The organism is Protaetiibacter intestinalis, assembly GCF_003627075.1.
Taxonomy (GTDB): Bacteria; Actinomycetota; Actinomycetes; order Actinomycetales; family Microbacteriaceae; genus Homoserinibacter; species Homoserinibacter intestinalis.
On the sequence record NZ_CP032630.1, the window covers coordinates 2,092,931 to 2,108,662 of the forward strand.

18 protein-coding genes are annotated in these 15,732 nt (G+C 72.9%); 10 read left to right on the top strand and 8 right to left on the bottom strand.

Features of this window, described 5'->3' with window-relative positions; all coding sequences use genetic code 11:
• The first annotated feature begins 1 nt into the window (after position 1).
• Together D7I47_RS09845 and D7I47_RS09850 are read left to right on the top strand one after the other, a co-directional pair.
• Positions 2–1,024, top strand: a complete 1,023-nt coding sequence (locus tag D7I47_RS09845; protein WP_120762880.1) for an NAD(P)H-dependent glycerol-3-phosphate dehydrogenase — start codon at positions 2–4, stop codon at positions 1,022–1,024.
• 28 nt (positions 1,025–1,052) lie between these two features.
• The gene (locus D7I47_RS09850) at positions 1,053–2,135 is read left to right on the top strand and encodes a D-alanine--D-alanine ligase family protein (RefSeq protein ID WP_120762881.1); all 1,083 of its coding nucleotides are present in this window, start codon (positions 1,053–1,055) and stop codon (positions 2,133–2,135) included.
• Between the two features lie 12 nt (positions 2,136–2,147).
• Here D7I47_RS09850 and D7I47_RS09855 read toward each other — a convergent pair whose 3' ends face one another.
• Positions 2,148–2,651, bottom strand: a complete 504-nt coding sequence (locus D7I47_RS09855) for a DUF3515 domain-containing protein (protein WP_120762882.1) — start codon at positions 2,649–2,651, stop codon at positions 2,148–2,150.
• Between the two features lie 23 nt (positions 2,652–2,674).
• On the opposite strand from D7I47_RS09855, the gene thiL reads away from it, so the two are divergent.
• Complete coding sequence (gene thiL, locus D7I47_RS09860) at positions 2,675–3,658, top strand: thiamine-phosphate kinase (protein WP_120762883.1); 984 nt, start codon at positions 2,675–2,677, stop codon at positions 3,656–3,658.
• Here thiL and rsmD read toward each other — a convergent pair.
• Entirely contained in the window at positions 3,628–4,227 is a 600-nt protein-coding gene (gene rsmD, locus D7I47_RS09865; protein WP_120762884.1) for a 16S rRNA (guanine(966)-N(2))-methyltransferase RsmD, read from the bottom strand. The two genes, thiL and rsmD, sit on opposite strands and share 31 nt — an antisense overlap.
• A 30-nt stretch (positions 4,228–4,257) precedes the next feature.
• Positions 4,258–4,602, bottom strand: coding sequence for an iron chaperone (locus D7I47_RS09870; protein ID WP_120763906.1), 345 nt, complete (start codon positions 4,600–4,602; stop codon positions 4,258–4,260).
• Between the two features lie 94 nt (positions 4,603–4,696).
• On the opposite strand from D7I47_RS09870, the gene D7I47_RS09875 reads away from it, so the two are divergent.
• The 3 genes from D7I47_RS09875 to coaD all read left to right on the top strand — a co-directional run bounded on the left by D7I47_RS09875 (position 4,697) and on the right by coaD (position 8,352).
• Positions 4,697–5,557, top strand: a complete 861-nt coding sequence (locus D7I47_RS09875) for an NAD(P)-dependent oxidoreductase (protein ID WP_120762885.1) — start codon at positions 4,697–4,699, stop codon at positions 5,555–5,557.
• A 108-nt stretch (positions 5,558–5,665) separates the two neighbouring features.
• Positions 5,666–7,822 carry an ATP-dependent DNA helicase RecG gene (locus tag D7I47_RS09880; protein ID WP_120762886.1) on the top strand — a complete coding sequence of 719 codons (2,157 nt, stop codon included), beginning with the start codon at positions 5,666–5,668 and terminating at the stop codon, positions 7,820–7,822.
• A gap of 44 nt (positions 7,823–7,866) precedes the next feature.
• Positions 7,867–8,352, top strand: coding sequence for a pantetheine-phosphate adenylyltransferase (coaD, locus tag D7I47_RS09885; protein WP_120762887.1), 486 nt, complete (start codon positions 7,867–7,869; stop codon positions 8,350–8,352).
• 15 nt (positions 8,353–8,367) lie between these two features.
• Here the strand turns inward: coaD and D7I47_RS09890 are convergent, their stop codons facing one another.
• Positions 8,368–9,627 carry a DUF2510 domain-containing protein gene (locus D7I47_RS09890; RefSeq protein WP_120762888.1) on the bottom strand — a complete coding sequence of 420 codons (1,260 nt, stop codon included), beginning with the start codon at positions 9,625–9,627 and terminating at the stop codon, positions 8,368–8,370.
• A 55-nt stretch (positions 9,628–9,682) separates the two neighbouring features.
• Entirely contained in the window at positions 9,683–10,243 is a 561-nt protein-coding gene (locus D7I47_RS09895; RefSeq protein ID WP_120762889.1) for a TetR/AcrR family transcriptional regulator, read from the bottom strand.
• Positions 10,244–10,377: 134 nt separating this feature from the next.
• Here D7I47_RS09895 and D7I47_RS09900 point away from each other — a divergent pair, with 134 nt between their 5' ends.
• Together D7I47_RS09900 and D7I47_RS09905 are read left to right on the top strand one after the other, a co-directional pair.
• Positions 10,378–11,193: an alpha/beta hydrolase gene (locus tag D7I47_RS09900; protein ID WP_227000593.1), complete on the top strand. Its 816-nt coding sequence runs from the start codon at positions 10,378–10,380 to the stop codon at positions 11,191–11,193.
• 75 nt (positions 11,194–11,268) lie between these two features.
• The gene (locus tag D7I47_RS09905; protein WP_157981697.1) at positions 11,269–11,619 is read left to right on the top strand and encodes a TfoX/Sxy family protein; all 351 of its coding nucleotides are present in this window, start codon (positions 11,269–11,271) and stop codon (positions 11,617–11,619) included.
• Here the strand turns inward: D7I47_RS09905 and D7I47_RS09910 are convergent.
• Together D7I47_RS09910 and D7I47_RS09915 are read right to left on the bottom strand one after the other, a co-directional pair.
• Positions 11,609–11,977, bottom strand: a complete 369-nt coding sequence (locus tag D7I47_RS09910) for a hypothetical protein (protein ID WP_120762891.1) — start codon at positions 11,975–11,977, stop codon at positions 11,609–11,611. The genes D7I47_RS09905 and D7I47_RS09910 overlap by 11 nt on opposite strands.
• Positions 11,978–11,999: 22 nt before the next feature.
• Positions 12,000–12,857, bottom strand: coding sequence for a DUF3800 domain-containing protein (locus D7I47_RS09915; protein ID WP_170154374.1), 858 nt, complete (start codon positions 12,855–12,857; stop codon positions 12,000–12,002).
• A 77-nt stretch (positions 12,858–12,934) separates the two neighbouring features.
• Here D7I47_RS09915 and fgd point away from each other — a divergent pair, with 77 nt between their 5' ends.
• The gene (gene fgd, locus D7I47_RS09920; RefSeq protein WP_120762893.1) at positions 12,935–13,945 is read left to right on the top strand and encodes a glucose-6-phosphate dehydrogenase (coenzyme-F420); all 1,011 of its coding nucleotides are present in this window, start codon (positions 12,935–12,937) and stop codon (positions 13,943–13,945) included.
• A gap of 131 nt (positions 13,946–14,076) precedes the next feature.
• On the opposite strand, the gene D7I47_RS09925 is transcribed toward fgd, so the two are convergent.
• On the bottom strand, positions 14,077–14,463 hold the full coding sequence (locus D7I47_RS09925; RefSeq protein ID WP_120762894.1) for a VOC family protein: 387 nt from the start codon (positions 14,461–14,463) through the stop codon (positions 14,077–14,079).
• Positions 14,464–14,668: 205 nt separating this feature from the next.
• On the opposite strand from D7I47_RS09925, the gene D7I47_RS09930 reads away from it, so the two are divergent.
• Complete coding sequence (locus tag D7I47_RS09930) at positions 14,669–15,718, top strand: zinc-dependent alcohol dehydrogenase family protein (RefSeq protein ID WP_120762895.1); 1,050 nt, start codon at positions 14,669–14,671, stop codon at positions 15,716–15,718.
• The last annotated feature ends 14 nt before the right edge of the window (positions 15,719–15,732 follow it).

The window sequence follows — 15,732 nt, forward strand, 5'->3', positions numbered from 1 at the left end:
CGTGACCGTCGACGCCGCCGAGCCCCGCCGGGTCGCCGTGCTCGGCGCCGGCTCCTGGGGGACCACCTTCGCGAAGATCCTCGCCGACGGCGGGTCGCGGGTGGCGCTGTGGGCGCGACGCCCTGAGCTCGCCCGCGAGATCACCCAGTCGCACCGCAACTCCGACTACCTCCCCGGCATCAACCTGCCCCTCGGCCTCGCCTCCTCGAGCCGCCTGCCCGAGGTGCTCGAGGGCGCCCAGCAGGTCTACCTCTCGGTGCCGAGCCAGTCGCTGCGCGAGAACCTGCGCATCGTGCGCGAACTCATCCCCGACGGCGCGCCCGTCGTCTCGCTCATGAAGGGCGTCGAGAAGGGCACCGGCGACCGGATGAGCGAGGTGATCGCGCAGGAGCTCGGCGTGGGGCCCGAGCGCATCGCGGTCGTCTCGGGCCCGAACCTGGCCCTCGAGATCGCCAAGGAGCAGCCGACGGCGGCCGTCGTCTCCTCGGCGAGCCTCGACACGGCATCCGCGGTCGCCCGGGTGGCGAGCAACCCCTACTTCCGGTCGTTCGTCAACACCGACGTCATCGGCACCGAGTTCGGCGGCGTGCTGAAGAACCTCATCGCGGTCGCGATCGGCATCGTCGACGGCGTGGGCTATGGCGAGAACACCAAGGCGTCGATCATCACCCGCGGGCTCGTCGAGATGACGGACTTCGCGGTCGCCTTCGGCGCGCGGCCCGAGACCCTCGCGGGGCTCGCGGGGCTCGGCGACCTCATCGCCACGTGCGAGTCGTCGCTGTCGCGCAACAACACGGCGGGTCGCCTCCTCGGCCAGGGCTACGCCTACCAGGAGGTCATCGCCCAGATGAACCAGACCGCGGAGGGGCTGTCGTCGGTGGCTCCGGTGCTCGAGCTCGCCGCGAGCGTCGGGGTCGAGATGCCGATCGTGAGCCAGGTGGCCGAGGTGCTGGCCGGTACGCTGGAGCCGCGGGACATCGCCCCGCATCTCACGACCGACACCGACGTGCCGCAGGGCGAATGACCCGCGCAGTCCCGAACCCGGAGGCCGCATGATCCGCGTCGCCCTGCTGTTCGGCGGACGCTCGAGCGAGCACGGCATCTCGTGCGTGACCGCCGCGGGCGTGCTGTCGGCGCTCGACCGGGAGCGGTTCGAGGTGGTGCCGATCGGCATCACGCGCGACGGCGCCTGGACGCTTCAGCCGGACGACCCGGAGCTGTTCGGCCTGCGCGCGGAGCTGCCCACCGTGCTCGACAACGGATCGCGTGTGCGGCTTCCCGAGTCGGCGGCCTCGCGCGAGTTCACCCTCGTGCACGCCGACGGCTCGGTCTCGTCGCTCGGCGAGATCGACGTGTGCTTCCCGATCCTGCACGGCCGCTTCGGCGAGGACGGCACCGTGCAGGGTGCGCTCGAGCTGCTCGGCCTGCCGTACGTCGGCAACGGGGTGCTCGCCTCGGCGCTCGCGATGGACAAGCACATGACGAAGACCGTGCTCGCCGCCGTCGGCATCGAGGTGGCGCCCTGGGTGGCCCTCACCCCGCACGGCTGGCGCGACGACCGCGCGTCGCTCGAGGACCGCATCCGCGCGCTCGGGCTGCCCGTGTTCGTGAAGCCCTCGCGTGCGGGCTCCTCGGTGGGCGTCACGAAGGTGACCGACTGGTCGCAGCTCGAGATCGCCGTCGACATCGCCTTCGCCGAGGACACGACCGTGCTCGTCGAGGCGGCGATCGCCGGCCGCGAGGTCGAGTGCGCGGTGCTCGAGGGCCGGGCGAGCGCGAGCCCGCGGGTGAGCGTCGCGGGCGAGATCGTCGTCACGGGTCGGGACTTCTACGACTTCGAGGCCAAGTACCTCGACCCCGACGCGGCCGAGCTCATCTGCCCCGCACCACTCGATGCGGGCGAGCTCGGCGAGATGCAGCGCATCGCCGCCGAGGCGTTCACGGCGATCGGCGGCGCGGGGCTCGCGCGCGTCGACTTCTTCCTCACCGAGCACGGCTTCGTCGTCAACGAGATCAACACGATGCCCGGCTTCACGCCGATCTCGATGTTCCCGAGCTGCTGGCAGGCCTCCGGGCTGTCGTATCCGGAGCTCATCACCGAGCTCGTCGAGCTGGGGCTCGCGGCGAGCCGCTGACACCGGCGGGTGTCAGCCGCCCAGCCCCGAGTCGGAATCGATGATGTCGGCGTCGTCGAGGTCGGTGCACTCGTGGCCGTTCGGGGTCGTGTAGGAGACCGCCCGCTGCAGATCCATGAGCACGGGCGTCGAGCCGACCTTCTCGGTGTCGATCACGACGTCCACCGCCGGCTCGCGGCCGTAGCTGGTGAGGATGTAGCTCGGGGCGTCGTCGCCGTCGACGAGCCAGAAGATGCCGTCGATCTCGATGCAGCGCGTCGTGGAGGCGCTCGGCACCTCGACGCCGCAGTACAGCAGCACCGAGACCGGGTCGCCCCAGGCGCCCGTGGCCTGCGCGTTCGTCTGCCGGCGCTGCTGGTCGCCGACGGTGTCGGGCAGACGCACGATGACGTCCGCGCATCCGGGGTTGTTGGCGTCGTCGGCCGGATCCATCGCGACGATCGGCGTGCAGCCCGAGAGGGATGCGGCGAGCGCCACCGCGACGGCGGCGGCGACGGGGACTCGGGCGATGCGCATCGCATCCAGGCTAGCCTGGCGCGGTGAGCGCGCCCGACGAGACCCTCGGCTCCCTCGGCGAGGGCGCCGTGCTGGGGCGCATCTTCCCGCGGCTGCCGGATGCGGCATCCGCCCTGGTGGGACCGGGAGACGACGCGGCGGTGGTCGCGGCGCCCGATGGCCGCTTCGTCGTGACGACCGACACGCTCGTGCACGGTCCGGACTTCCGGCTCGCGTGGTCGAGCGCGCACCAGCTCGGCTGGAAGTCGGCGGCCGTGAACCTCGCCGACGTCGCCGCCATGGGGGCACGGCCGACGGCGCTCGTCGTGGCCCTCGTCGCACCCGCCGCGACGCCCGTCGCCTGGCTCGAGGAGTTCGCCGACGGGCTGCGCGAGGGGTGCGCCGCGCTCGCGCCCGGCTGCGGGGTGGTCGGCGGCGACCTTTCGGTCTCGGACACGCTGACCGTCGCCGTCACGGCGTTCGGCGACCTCGAGGGCCGGGCCCCCGTGCTCCGCTCCGGAGCCCGCGCGGGGGATGCCGTGGCGGTGTGCGGAGAGCTGGGGCTCGCGGGGGAGGGCATCGCGCTGCTGTTCGCGCGGGCCGTCGACACCGGCGGCGCCCCGGATGCCGTGCTCGCGCGGGCGCTCCGCCCCGAGTTCGACCGCGTGCTCGACGCACAGCTGACGCCCTCGCCGCCCGTCGAGGCCGGCGCGCGGGCCGCGCTCGCGGGGGCGACCGCGATGCTCGACGTGAGCGACGGGCTCGCGCTCGACGCGCGGCGGATCGCCGCGGCGTCCGGGGTCGTGCTCGACCTGGACTCGGCCGCCGTCGGCTCGCGCACGGCGCTCACCGGCGGCGAGGACCACGCTCTGCTCGCGACGTTCCCGGCCGACGCGCCCCTGCCCTCCGGGTTCCGCCGGATCGGCACGGTGCGGGCGGGCGAGGCGGCGCTGCACGTCGACGGCCGCCCCTTCGACGCGCGCGGCGGCTGGGACCCCTACGCCGACTGGGACGGCGGGGTCGGCTGAGCCGACTGCGGGGAGAGCCAGAAGACCGCGGTCTCGCCGTAGGCGGTGCGCCGGTCGAGGGAGAGCCCGGCGGGCCAGGCCGGCTCCGGGTCGCGCGCCGAACGCTCGACCACGATCACGGCATCCGGGGCGACGCGCGGGGCCAGCAGCAGCAGGTCGTCGACGAGCTCGGCCCCCGTGAGGTCGTAGGGCGGGTCGAGGAACACGAGATCCCAGCCGCCCGCGGCCGCCGCCAGGAACGACTGCACCGGCTGCACGACCGCGCGGATGCGGGGGGTCGCGTCGGCGGGGGCCGCGCGCCCCACGCGCTCCGCGTTCCGGCGCGAGACGACCGCGGCATCCCGCGAATGGTCGACGAGCGTGATCTCGGCCGCGCCGCGCGACGCGGCCTCGAGGCCGAGCGCACCCGAACCGGCGTACAGGTCGAGCACGCGCGCCCCCGCGACGAGCCCCCGCGCGTCGAGCGCCGAGAAGATCGCCTCGCGCACCCGGTCGCTCGTCGGACGCGTGCCGACCTTCGGCACCGTCAGGGCGAGCGAGCCGGCGTATCCGGCGATGATGCGCGTCACCCGCTCAGGGTAGCGAAAGCGCGACGGCGGTCACGCGTCGATCTGGTCACGGCGGGCGGCCACGAGCGCCCCCAGGGTCGCATCGGGCAGCGGCGCGTCGATCGGCACGCGGATGGTGCCCTTCGCGTGGTCGACCCCGTCGAGCAGCCCCGCGATCGCCTCGATGGCGGCCGGGCTGAAGGGGTAGATGCCCACGTGCGCCTTCGCCCGCATGACCGAGAGCAGCGGCTTGCCCCGGTAGACGAGCGCCGCCATCCCGTAGCCGGTGCCCTGCTCCGCCTCCGGCACCGTCTGCCGCGCCACCTCGTAGAGGTGCGCGACGGTCGCCCGTGCCGGTTCGTCGAGGTCGGCCAGGTAGTCGTCGACGGTTCCCATGCCGCGATCCTCGCACCCCGCGCCGTCCGGCAACAGGCCGGGGATGCGCGACTGGCCGGGGCGGTTCGCGCCGTCGGCGTGCCACGATGCCGCCATGACGGTGGGATTCGCGGGCCTCGGCATCATGGGCACCCCGATGGCGGGACGGCTGCGGGAGGCGGGGGTGCCGCTCGCGGTGTGGAGCAGGCGCCCGGAGGCATGCGCCGAGCTGGTCGCCCGCGGGGCGGTCGCGGCGCCGGATGCGGGCGCGCTGTTCGCGGTGAGTGACGCCGTCATCCTCATGCTGCGCGACGAGGCGGCCACGGACGAGGTGCTCGCCCGCGGCACGGATGTCTTCGCCGGGCGGGTGGCGGGGCGCCTCGTGATCGTCATGGGCACCAACTCTCCCGCCTACTCGGCCGCGCTCGAGGCCGACATCCGCGCCGCGGGCGGTCGCTACGTGGAGGCACCCGTGTCGGGCTCCCGGGTGCCCGCGGAGCGCGGCGAGCTCGTCGTGATGCTGGCGGGCGCCGACGATGCGGCGCTCGCGGAGGCCGCAGAGCTGCTCGCCCCGCTCGGCCGGGCCGTCGTGCCGTGCGGGGCCGTTCCGGGGGCGCTGCGCACCAAGGTCGCCGTCAACCACTACATGATGGCGATGGTCGCGGCCCTCGCCGAGTCGTTGACGACGGCGCGGCTCGCGGGCCTCGACGTGGATGCCGTGCTGCGGGTGCTCGAGGCGAGCCCCATGGACAGCGCCATCGGCCGGGTGAAGGGCGCGAAGCTCGTCGCGGGCGACGAGACCCCGCAGGCGGCCGTCTCCGACGTCGTCAAGAACTGCATGCTCGCGCTCGACGCGGCCCGCGCCTCGGGCGCGACGACGCCGATCATCGAGCTCGTGGCATCCCTCTACGAGGCGACCGCGGCATCCGGCCACGCCGACGCCGACATGGTGGCCGTCGCCCGCCGCTTCGCCTGACCTTCGTTCGGGAGGACGACGCGCCGCGCGGCGGGCGGATCCCGGGGCCGCCACGGCGTGTCATCCTCCCGAACGAAAGCGGTCGGCGGCGCTCGCTACCCTCGGAGGGTGGACTCGCCGCTCGACCAGAGGCTGGCATCCGCGCTCGGCGGTCGCACGGCGCAGGTGCTCGAGAAGTCCTTCGGCATGCACACGGTCGGCGATCTGCTCGCGCACTACCCGCGCCGCTACGGTCGCCGCGGTGAGCTGACCGCGCTCAGCGAGCTGCGCATCGACGAGCCGGTCACGATCGTCGCCGAGGTGCGCAGCGTCACCGAGCGGCGCATGCAGAACCGGCGCGGCTCGATCCTCGAGGCCACCATCAGCGACGGGCACGGCATCCTCACCCTCACCTTCTTCAACCAGGGCTTCCGCAAGAACGAGCTGCGGCCGGGCGTGCGGGGCATCTTCTCGGGCAAGATCGGCGCCTACCGCGGCACGCGGCAGCTCACCCACCCCGACTACGAGCTCTTCGACCCCGACGAGGCGGCCACCATGGACGCCGAGCAGGCGCAGCGCTGGGCCGAGACGCCGGTGCCGCTCTACCCCGCGACGGCGTCCTTCCCGAGCTGGAAGCTGCAGAAGGCCGTCGAGACGATCCTCGACGTGCTGCCGCCGCTGCCCGACCCGGTGCCGGACGAGGTGCGCGCGGCCCGGGGGCTCATGGACTTCCGCGACGCGCTCGTGAAGGTGCACCGCCCCGAGACGGATGCCGACTGGCGTCGCGCGCGCGACGCGCTGCGGTTCCAGGAGGCCCTCGTGCTGCAGCTGGCCCTGCTCGGGCAGCGCGCCGAGCGGCGCGCGGTGACGGGGCCGCCGCGCATCCCGGGCGCCCTCTCGGAGGCGTTCGAGGCCGCGCTCCCGTGGGCCCTCACCGACGACCAGCGGGCGGTGGGGGAGCAGATCGAGGCGGAGTTCCTCGACGGCACGCCCATGAACCGGCTGCTGCAGGGCGAGGTGGGTTCCGGCAAGACGCTCGTGGCGCTGCGGGCGATGCTCGCGGTGGCCGAGTCGGGTGGGCAGTCGGCGTTCCTCGCCCCCACCGAGGTGCTCGCCGGTCAGCACCTCCGCTCGATCGTGGCGATGCTCGGGCCCGACCTCGCGGCGCGGCTGCGGGTGACGCTGCTCACCGGGCAGCTGCCCGCCGCCGAGCGCCGCAAGGCGCTGCTCGCCGCGGCATCCGGCGGCGCCGCGATCGTCGTCGGCACGCACGCCCTGCTCGGCGACCAGGTCACCTTCGCCGACCTCGGGCTCGTGATCGTCGACGAGCAGCACCGCTTCGGGGTCGAGCAGCGCGAGGCGCTGCGACTCAAGGGGCAGGCGCCGCACGTGCTCGTGCTCTCGGCCACCCCCATCCCGCGCACCGTCGCGATGACCGTGTTCGGCGACCTCGACGTCTCGACCCTGCGCACCCTGCCCGCGGGCCGCGCGCCCATCACCTCGCACGTCGTGCCGCTCGCCGAGCACCCCGGCTGGGAGGCGCGCGTGTGGGAGCGCCTCGCCGAGGAGCTCGCCCAGGGCCGTCAGGGCTTCGTGGTGTGCCCCGCGATCGAGGCGGGGCAGCTCGAGGAGGCGGATGCGGAGGAGCTGGAGGGCGTCGAGCAGGCCGTGCCCCCCGCCGCGGTCGACGAGACGCTCGCCCGGCTGCGCACGCATCCCTCGCTCGCCGGGCGCCGCATCGAGCCGCTGCACGGGCGCATGTCGGGGGAGGAGAAGGACCGCGTGATGCGGGCCTTCGCCGCCGGCGACATCGACGTGCTCGTCGCGACGACCGTCATCGAGGTGGGCGTCGACGTGCCGAACGCCTCCACCATGATCGTGCTCGACGCCGACCGCTTCGGCGTCGCCCAGCTGCACCAGCTGCGCGGCCGCGTCGGGCGCGGCGGGGTGCCCGGCATCGCCCTGTTCGTGACGCGGGCCGAGCAGGGCAGCCTCGCGCGCGAGCGGGTCGACGCCGTCGCGGCGACGCTCGACGGCTTCGAGCTCGCCCAGGCCGACCTCGAGCTGCGCCGCGAGGGCGACGTGCTCGGCGGCACCCAGTCGGGGCGGCGCTCCTCGCTCAAGCTGCTGCGGGTGATCGAGGATGCGGAGGTGATCGCCGAGGCCCGCGCGGTGGCCGAGGGGCTGCTCGACGCCGATCCCGCGCTCGTCGGGCACGAGGCCCTGCGCGAGGCGGTCGCGCGCCGCTTCGACACGGCCGAGCGCGCGTTCCTCGGCAAGGCGTGAGGGCGTGTAACGAAACGGTCACATCCGCCCGATAGGATCCGAACATGACCAGGATCGCCGTCGTTCCCGGGTCGTTCGACCCCGTCACGCTGGGCCACCTCGATGTCATCGAGCGTGCCGCGAACCTCTTCGACGAGCTGCACGTGCTCGTGGTGCACAACCCCGACAAGTCGGCGCTGCTGCCGATCGCGCAACGCGTGTCGCTCATCCAGGAGTCGATCGCGGAGGCCCGCATCCCCGGGAGCATCCTCGTGACCAGCTGGAGCGTCGGGCTGCTCGTCGACTACTGCACGGATGTCGGGGCGAGCGTGCTCGTGAAGGGCATCCGCTCGCAGGTCGACGTCGCCTACGAGACGCCGATGGCGATCGTGAACCGCGACCTCGCGAAGGTCGAGACGATCTTCATGCTGCCCGACCCCGCGCACGCGCACGTGTCGAGCTCGCTCGTGCGGCAGGTGGCGTCGCTCGGCGGCGACGTCTCGCCCTACGTGCCGCGGGTGGTCGCGGACTTCCTCGAGCAGCCGCGCTGACGCGACCGTCGGCCCCTAGCCGACGAGCAGCCCCAGCGAGCTTGCGACCCACAGGCTGAACGCGATGAAGCCGGCCGGGAACACGATCGACACGAGCACGCCGAGCAGCAGTCCGCCGAGGGCCGCACCGCGTCCGACGCGCACGCGGTGCGCGACGACGAGGCCGACGATGCCGACGATGATGGCGACGAGGCCCGAGACGAACGCGAGCGCCACGAGGCCGAGCCGCACGAGTCCGAAGATGTCGGGCAGCGCGACGAGCAGCATCCCGACGACGGCGAGCGACGAGAACAGCGCGACGAATCCGAAGCTGAGCGCGGTCTTCGCGGGCCGGTTGCTCGGCGAGGAGTACTGCGCGTAGGTGGGCACGTTGACGCTCGCGAACGCCGAGGGGTTCTGTGCGGGCCAGGATCCGGTGACGGGCGCGGGCTCGACCGGGACGACCTCCGCCTGGTCGGCCGCATGGATGACGGCGCGGTAGCGGTTCGCGATGTCGGGGTCGGCGGATGCGGTGTAGCCGACGGGACGCGGCGCGGCCGCCACCGGGGGCTTCGGCGGCTCGGGCACGACGTCGGCGTGGCGGCCGATGCGTGCGGCGATCTCGTCGCTCGACGGGCCGGGTGCCGCGAGCGGCACGGGCGCGCCGGGCATCACGAAGCCGGTGGATGCCGCGGGCTGCGGGGCCGGGACGTGCAGCACGGGCTCGACCGACTGCGGCGCGAAGGCGGCGGGTGCCGGCGCAGCGGGGGCGGGCTGCTGCGGCTGCACGAACTGCGGAGCCTCCGGCGCGGGTGCCGGGGCGACGGCGGCGAGAGGTGCGACGGGCGCCTGGGGTGTGGCGAGCGCCTCGGGCATCGTGAAGACGGGGGCCTCGGGCATCGTGAAGGCCGGGGCCGCCTCGGGCATCGTGAACGCGGGGGCGGCGGCTGCCATCGGCTCGGCGTTCGGGAGCACGTAGCCGTCCATCGCGGGGGCGGCGGCCACGGGTGCGGCCGGGGCGCCGTAGGCGGTGGCGGCGGGCGCGGTGAGGACGGGTGCCGCGGCCTCGGCCGGCGCGGCGGAGCTCGGGGTCATGGCGAACACGAAGGGCTCCGGCTCACGCGGGGCCGGGGGAGCGGCGACGAGCGTGTCGACGTGCGCGGCGACGGCCGCGGGGGCCTCGCCCAGGGGCGCGCGCGTGTGCTCGGTCCACCCGTGTCCCGACCACCACCGCTCGGTGGTTGCGTCTTCGGGGTCGGTGAACCACCCCGCTGCAGGCGCAGTGCTCGAATCCATACCACTACCGTCATGGAGCGGGGCCGGTCTGTTCTAGCCCCCGAAGTGGGCTACCTCAGTGCGACAGGCCCGCGGCGTGGCGCGCCGCGTCGAGGAAGGCGGGGCGTACGCGTTCCCAGCCGTCGAGGTAACCGCCGACGAGTGCGGCGTCGCGCAGCAGCACGAGCTCGCCGGCGGCCCGCGCCGGATCCGGTGCTCCGGATGCCGTGAGCAGGTTTTCGAGGACGCCGCGGAACCAGCCGCGCTGGGCGTCGACGGTGCGCCGCACGCCGCTGTCGGCATCCGGGTACTCCGCGGCGGCGTTGATGAACGGGCAGCCGCGGGTGTGGTTGCGTTCCACGTCGGCGGCGAGGCCGTCGATGACGAGTTCGAGCCGCTGTCGCGGGTCGTCGGTGCTCGCCTCGGCCGCGTCGAACGCCTCGCGGAGCCGGGCGTCCTCGAGCCCGAGGTAGGCCTCGACGAGGTCCTCCTTGCTGGGGAAGTGGCGGTAGAAGGTGGCGCGCGTGACCCCGGCCTCGCTCACGATGCGGTCGACGCCGACCGAGTGGATGCCTTCGCGGTAGAAGAGCTCGGATGCCGTGCGCAGCAGGCGCTCGCGGGGTTCGGAGATGGCCATGGGGAAATGATAGAACGATCTTTCTCTTTTTGCTTGACATCCGAGATGTCGAGGTCTAGCTTCGGGAATGTCAAAGAAAGAACGATCGTTCTACCAACCGACACGGAACGACGAACCCCCGAGGAGCAGGAATCATGACCGCCACCAAGACCCCCATCGTGCTCATCCACGGACTGTGGATGACCCCCAAGAGCTGGGACACCTGGGCCGCGTACTTCGAAGCACGTGGCCACCGGGTGATCCGTCCGGGCTGGCCGGGAATCGACGACCGGGAGGTCGACGACATCCGGAGCAACCCCGAGGCGCTCAAGGGCGTCGGCCTCGCGCAGATCGCCGACCACTACGAGCGGATCATCCGCGAGCTGCCCGAGAAGCCCATCATCATGGGCCACTCCTTCGGCGGCCTGCTCACCCAGATGCTCGCCGACCGCGACCTCGGCGTCGCCTACGTCGCCGTCACCCCGGGGCAGCCGGCGGGCATCACGACGCTGCCGGCGTCGACGCTGCGCACGGGCTTCCCGATCCTGTCGAACCCGTTCGGCAAGAACGGCGCGAAGCCGATCTCGAAGGCGCACTTCCACTTCACCTTCGGCAACGACCTCTCGCGGGCCGCGTCGGACGAACTGTGGGAGCAGTTCGCGGTGCCGTCCTACAACCGGGTGTTCTTCGAGGGCGTCGCGGCCGCCTTCGACGAGAAGGGCGGCGTGAGCCACGTCGACTACGCGAAGGCCGACCGTGCCCCGCTGCTCGTCATCGCGGGTGAGATCGACCACGTGGTGCCGCCGGCCATCGGCACGGCGATCGTGAAGAAGTACCGGGCGAGCGGCAGCCCGTCGCTCGTCGAGTACAAGGAGTACGCGGGCCGCACGCACCGCATCGTGTCGCAGGACGGCTGGGAGGAAGTGGCCGAGTACGCCCTCGACTGGGCGCTCGAGCACGCGCAGGCCTGACCACGGGACAAGGCGCGGCACCCGCACGGGTGGCCGCGCCTTCCGCGTGTCCGGGGTCGGTGGCACACTTCCCGCATGGTGACGGATGCGGAGCGCCGCGCGGCGGATGCGTCGCGCGCCCGGCTCGGGGCGCTGACGGCGCCGCTGCTCGCACGGCCGGGGGTGAGCTGGGGCCGCATGTTCTCGACCGAGGGGCTCGGCATCCGCGGCAAGATCTTCGCCGTCGTGGTGCACGACGGCGGGCTCATGGTCAAGGTGCCCGAGCCGCGCGCCGACGAACTCGTCGCCGACGGTGCGGTCGTGCGCATGGTGATGCGCGGCCGCGAGCTGCGCGAGTGGGTCGTGTCGGCCCCCGCGGCATCCGACGCCGAGTGGCTCGCGCTCGTCGAGGAGGCCTACGTCTACCTCGACGAGATCACGCCCTGAACTCGCGCCGCGCGCCCGGGCCCAGCGGCCGCAGTTCGTCGCCCACGGGCAGCGGAAGCTCGTGGAAGCGCTGCGGAGCCCCGACGGCGCCGAAGTCGTCGTCCTTCACGACGACGCGTGTGCTCGACACCTCGGCGATGCGCACCGTCAGCCACGCACCATCCGACTGACGCAGTTCGTAGAGGTCGGCGAGGTAGCCGATCCCGAGCTCCTCGAGCGCATTCTCGGCGCTCGACCAGTCGGTCTGCCCGGTGCGCTCCCGCCCGAGCAGATCGATCGCGACGAAGCCGTCGCCGACGGGGAGGATCCACCCCACGCGCTCACCGTCGCCGCGCCGATGCTCGATCCACTCGTCCACGTGCCCGAGCCTAGGCGCGTCGTCACCGTGTGACGGGCCAGGCTTCCGGCTTCGGGAAGATGACGAGTCCCTCGCCGTCGGGGTCGCCGGTCGCCGGGTCGGGCGCGAGCAGGCCGCGGACCGTCGGCCAGAGCGCCCGGGCCCCGGCGGAGGAGAAGCCGCGGTCGACGCCCTCGTGGGTGGTGAAGGCCACCAGGTCGGCGAGCTGGATGATCTCGCGATCCCAGGTGGAGAGGCTCGAATCGATCCACAGTGGACGGTCGAGCAGCAGCCGGTAGTCGGCGCGCAGGCGGCCGCGCGCGGCCAGCTCGTCGCGGATGCGGGTGAGCTCGTGGTCGCGGAACGCCTTCTCGTGCTCGGTCTGCTGGTCGGCGACGAGGATGCCGCCCTCCTCCGGGTGGTGGCGTTCGAGCTCCATCGCGATGCGGCGGTACAGGAACGCGTACGCCCAGCCGAGCGCGGGTTCCCCCGGGCGCTCCACGAACAGCGCCCGCTTGTCGATGGCGACGGTGAAGACGATCGGGTGCGCGTGTGCGAGCAGCCCGACGACCTCCGTCTCGAGCGCGTCGAGTTCTGCACCGTCGGTGATCGCGGCGTAGTCGGCGTCCGGGTCGGTACGCGCGCCCTCGACGCGACGCCGCGTGATCGCGAGGCGGCGCCCTTTGAGCTCGGTCTCGTTCCACGGGCGGTCGGCACCGGCGCCCAGGTGGTCCCGCTTCACGCGGTCGATCGCCTCCGCGAGCGGGCGTCGGGAGGTGTCGCGGATGCCGACCGCCGACAGCACGAACCAGTCGGTCGTGTCGCGGGCGAGCCGCGTCGGGTCGGCCGGATCGGCGGCCATCCGGTGGTGCCCGGACTCGTCGATGTAGAAGAGCAGCATCGCGGCCACGCTAGCGCGCCGGGCCGGCATCCGGGTGCGCGAAAGCATCCGGAAATGTCCATGAGCAGAATGGGGGTATGACTCGTGCGCTTCGACTCGGATACAAGGCTTCGGCCGAGCAGTTCGCCCCCCGTGAGCTCGTGGAGTTCGCCGTCGCGGCGGAGGAGCACGGCTTCGAGTCGGTGACGACCTCCGACCACTTCCAGCCGTGGCGGCACGAGGGCGGGCACGCGCCGTTCTCGCTCGCCTGGATGACGGCCGTCGGCGAGCGCACCTCGAAGGTGCTCATCGGCACGAGCGTCATGACGCCGACGTTCCGCTACAACCCCGCCGTCATCGCGCAGGCGTTCGCCACGATGGGCGTGCTGTACCCGGGCCGCATCTTCCTGGGGGTCGGATCGGGGGAGGCGCTCAACGAGATCGCCACCGGGTGGCGGGGCGAGTGGCCCGAGTTCAAGGAGCGGTTCGCGCGGTTGCGGGAGTCGGTCGACCTCATGCGGGCGCTGTGGACCGGCGACCGGGTGAGCTTCGAGGGCGAGTACTACCAGACCGTCGACGCCTCCATCTACGACCGACCCGAGAGCCCCATCCCCGTCTACATCGCCGCGGGCGGCCCGATGGTGGCCCGCTACGCGGGACGCGCGGGCGACGGTTTCATCTGCACCTCGGGCAAGGGCGCCGAGCTCTACCGCGACGAGCTGATGCCGGCCGTCGAGGAGGGCGCGGGCAAGGCCGGCAAGACCCTCGACGACGTCGACCGCATGATCGAGATCAAGCTCTCCTACGACACCGACCCCGACGTGGCGCTCGAGAACACCCGCTTCTGGGCGCCGCTCGCGCTCAGCAAGGAGCAGAAGCACGACATCACCGACCCGGTCGAGATGGAGCGGGCGGCGGATGCGCTGCCGATCGAGCAGATCGCCTCGCGCTGGATCGTCGGCTCCGACCCCGACGAGGTCGTCGCCCAGATCGCGCAGTACGTCGACTGGGGCCTCAACCACCTGGTCTTCCACGCGCCGGGTGCGGACCAGTACCGCTTCCAGGAGCTGTTCGCGCGCGACCTCGCGCCGCGCCTGCGCGCGCTGTGATCCTCACCCCTCAGGAATGCAGGAGCGGCGAACCCGGAACCCACTGATTCCGGGTCTCACTCCCGTCATCCGGCAGAATCTCCTGCATTTTCTGAGGTAGCGGACGCGGATGGGGGCGGCCGCGCCGTCGCTCAGCCCGCGTTCGCGGACCAGTCGGGCAGCTGCTGCACCGCCCAGGTGTTGCCGTCGGGGTCGGCGAAGTAGATGAAGCGGCCCCAGGGCTGCTCGTCGATGTCGGAGCACTCGACCCCGCGCCCGCGGAGGTCGGCGAGGGCGTCGTCCGCCGACGAGACGACGACCTGCAGCGCCTTGAGTGTGCCGGGCGCCATCTCGCTGACGCCCTTGCCGAAGGCGATCGAGCAGGCCGAGCCGGGCGGTGTGACCTGGATGAAGTGGATGTCGTCGCTCACGACCTGGTCGTGATCGACGGGCCAGCCGAGCGTGTCGCCGTAGAAGGCGCGTGCGCGGGGGATGTCCGACACGGGAAGTCCGACGAGTTCGATGCGGTAGTCGACCATGGTGTGCTCCTTCGGTCGTACCCGACGCTACGCCCGGCCGCCGACAGCGCCGCCGAGGTCTCGGCTCGAGCTGGCGGACCAGAACGTGGGCGTACCGGAAGCAGGGTGAATCGCGCTGTTCGAGCCGGTACGACCCCAATAGTGCCATTTCAGCCTGCTTCTGGGACGCGGGCGCGGCCGCCGCGCATCCGCGTAGCCTCGGAGCATGCACGCGACGCTCATCCATGCCCCCGGCGACATCCGCTTCGAGGAGGTGCCCGATCCGCGGCTGTCGACCGGCGGCGACGCGATCGTGCGGGTCGTGGCGGCCTGCGTGTGCGGTTCGGACCTGTGGCCGTACCGCGGTGTCACGCCGACGGACGAGCCGCACCGCATCGGCCACGAGTTCGTGGGGGTCGTCGAGGAGGTGGGGCCAGAGGTCCGCAGGATCAAGGTCGGCGACTTCGTGATCGCCCCCTTCTACGACTGCTGCATGGCCTGCGTCAATTGCCTGAACGGCTTCTCGACCTCGTGCCTGAACGGCGGATGGTGGGGTGAGGACGACCGGATGGGCGCCTTCGCCGACGCCGGGCAGGGCGAGCGGGTGCGGGTTCCGCACGCCGACGGCTCGCTCGTGGCGACCCCGTCGATGCCGGACGACGCGCTCGTGCCGCACCTGCTGACCCTGTCGGACGTCATGGGCACGGGCCACCACGCCGCCGTCTCGGGCGGCGTGGGGCCCGGCAAGACGGTCGTCGTGGTGGGGGATGGCGCGGTCGGGCTGTGCGCGGTGCTGGCATCCGCGCGTCTCGGCGCCGACCGGATCATCGCCATGTCGCGGCACGCCGACCGCCAGGCGCTTGCGCGCCGTTTCGGCGCGACCGAGCTCGTCGAGGAGCGCGGCAAGGAGGGCGTGGCCCGCATCCGCGAGCTGACGGGCGGCGTCGGGGCGGATGTGGTGCTCGAGTGCGTGGGCACGAAGGAGTCGATGGATCAGGCGCTCCGCTCCGCGCGGCCCGGCGGCCAGGTGGGCTTCGTGGGCGTGCCGAACGGCGGCCCCGAGCTGCCGCTGCGCGTCATGTTCGGCACCAACGTCGGGGTGCGCGGCGGCGTCGCCCCCGTGCGCAACTACATCGAGGAGCTGCTGCCGGAGGTGTGGGACGGGCGCCTGCAGCCGGGCGCCGTCTTCGACCTCGAACTGCCGATGTCCGAGGTGGCCGACGCATACCGCGCGATGGACGAGCGCCGCGCCATCAAGGTGCTGCTGCGCCCGTAGGACGCGCGCCGGAG

Coding starts and splice junctions, on each gene's coding strand:
- D7I47_RS09850 (WP_120762881.1), top strand. CDS start 1,053: ATGATCCGCGTCGCCCTGCTGTTCGGCGGACGCTCGAGCGAGCACGGC.
- D7I47_RS09855 (WP_120762882.1), bottom strand. CDS start 2,651: ATGCGCATCGCCCGAGTCCCCGTCGCCGCCGCCGTCGCGGTGGCGCTC.
- D7I47_RS09870 (WP_120763906.1), bottom strand. CDS start 4,602: ATGGGAACCGTCGACGACTACCTGGCCGACCTCGACGAACCGGCACGG.
- D7I47_RS09875 (WP_120762885.1), top strand. CDS start 4,697: ATGACGGTGGGATTCGCGGGCCTCGGCATCATGGGCACCCCGATGGCG.
- coaD (WP_120762887.1), top strand. CDS start 7,867: ATGACCAGGATCGCCGTCGTTCCCGGGTCGTTCGACCCCGTCACGCTG.
- D7I47_RS09890 (WP_120762888.1), bottom strand. CDS start 9,627: ATGGATTCGAGCACTGCGCCTGCAGCGGGGTGGTTCACCGACCCCGAA.
- D7I47_RS09895 (WP_120762889.1), bottom strand. CDS start 10,243: ATGGCCATCTCCGAACCCCGCGAGCGCCTGCTGCGCACGGCATCCGAG.
- D7I47_RS09900 (WP_227000593.1), top strand. CDS start 10,378: ATGACCGCCACCAAGACCCCCATCGTGCTCATCCACGGACTGTGGATG.
- D7I47_RS09905 (WP_157981697.1), top strand. CDS start 11,269: ATGGTGACGGATGCGGAGCGCCGCGCGGCGGATGCGTCGCGCGCCCGG.
- D7I47_RS09915 (WP_170154374.1), bottom strand. CDS start 12,857: ATGCTGCTCTTCTACATCGACGAGTCCGGGCACCACCGGATGGCCGCC.
- fgd (WP_120762893.1), top strand. CDS start 12,935: ATGACTCGTGCGCTTCGACTCGGATACAAGGCTTCGGCCGAGCAGTTC.
- D7I47_RS09925 (WP_120762894.1), bottom strand. CDS start 14,463: ATGGTCGACTACCGCATCGAACTCGTCGGACTTCCCGTGTCGGACATC.
- D7I47_RS09930 (WP_120762895.1), top strand. CDS start 14,669: ATGCACGCGACGCTCATCCATGCCCCCGGCGACATCCGCTTCGAGGAG.